Below are 1,556 nucleotides of genomic sequence, written 5' to 3'. Positions count from 1 at the left end.
TGTCAAGCGTTTTTGAAAATGTCCTAAAATAATTGAAGTATTAGCCCCGGCTTTTTGCTGGGGCTTGTTAAATTGATTCGTTTCATTCCTCAGGCAATTTTTGTATCTTGATCATTCTGGTGGTGTTCTTGCTGTTTGACAAACTTTCCAAACTGTTGGCGACGCCAGGGATGATTCATTGGTGGAATGCGGGGCTTCTTTGGTTTTGGCGGAGTATAGTCTATATCTAAGTCTTTTGATTTTGTTTCGTGCTCGGGTATTTCTTCCAGTGCGTAGATGTCTTTGTCATTTACACAGCAGTATTGACTGCCATCAAAAGCCTGAATAAACATTACCTTTGTTCCTTTTCGGTAGTGGACCTGATTGCCTCTGCTGTCAATCATACGGTAGTATTTATTGGAATGCCTTAAACAGTGTCCGGTATCTACCGTTCTTTCGCATAAAACTGCAAGAATCAGGTTAATTTTTTCAATTTGGGGTTGCACTTCGAACACAGACTTGATACCATGAATGGGAAGGGAAAACTTCTCATTGAATTCCTTTATGTAGGAGTTTAGGAATTCATTGGCAGCGTCTATGGTCGTTATGCCTGCAAGTCTTAACTCGACTGGCAGGCGCGACTGTAGCGTCTGGTTCAGGCGTTCTACACGTCCTTTTGCCTGAGGCACACTGCTTGATCCCAGTTCAACCCCCAGCTGTTTACAGGCATAGGCAAACTGTGTATAGGTATCCTCATCGATAGATGGGGAGTTTTTCTTTTTATAGGTGAAAACAGTACGGCGGTCTGTAAAGAACTTGTAGGGGATACCGTAAGTTGTGAGGATCTGATGGAAAACGTGGTAATAGCCATTCAGAGTTTCCTGGGTATCAAACCAACCGCCGGTAATCCTTCCTGTAGCATCATCTATAGCCAGATGCAGATGCCATATCTGACCGGGGATCCATTCGTAGGGAGTTGCGTCCATTTGCTGCAGTTCACCGAAATAAGCGGCTCTGGGACGGCGGGAATGGGCGTCCTCAAGAGCAACAAGATTAATCTGTATCTGATCCGCTTCTTTCTGAGATTTCGCTGCTTTTTTATCGGCTTTTAATTGTTCTTTGATTCTCTTTTTCTTAGCTTTTGTAGCCTTGGGAGAGAGAATGTATTCAGCTTCGAGAATAGACATAACCGCTGAAGGGGAGATGTGGATATCTTCATGTTTTCCTAATAACTCAGTGAAATGCACAAAATTGGCATCATAGTATTTGTTGCGGTATAAATCGACAACAAGATTACGAGTTTCATTGGGGATGGTATTGGCTGGCTTACGTCCTCTGTTGCCATGGATAAAATAGGCTTTGCCATGCTCTTTGTAGCCTTTAAGCATACGGTTAATGTGACGTACAGTACAACCGAGAGTAAGGGCAGCTCTCTGCTTGTTAGGGGCTGGATGATCTGCCAATGATTTGATCACCTCATACTTCTTTTGTTCATCCATTGATAATTCTACCTTTCTGATAATCGTTACCTCCATCTGTTGATGGAAGCATTATACTACATTGGGACATTTTCCTTT

1 protein-coding gene is annotated in these 1,556 nt (G+C 42.8%); it reads right to left on the bottom strand.

Annotated elements, in window-relative coordinates; translation table 11 throughout:
• Positions 1 to 89: 89 nt before the first annotated feature.
• Positions 90 to 1,478, bottom strand: a complete 1,389-nt coding sequence (locus LIZ66_RS18250) for an ISNCY family transposase (protein WP_161285588.1) — start codon at positions 1,476 to 1,478, stop codon at positions 90 to 92.
• Positions 1,479 to 1,556: the final 78 nt, after the last annotated feature.

It is taken from the genome of Blautia faecis, from assembly GCF_020554845.1.
Lineage (GTDB): Bacteria > Bacillota > Clostridia > Lachnospirales > Lachnospiraceae > Blautia_A > Blautia_A faecis.
This window is presented reverse-complemented; position numbering and strand designations above follow the sequence as displayed.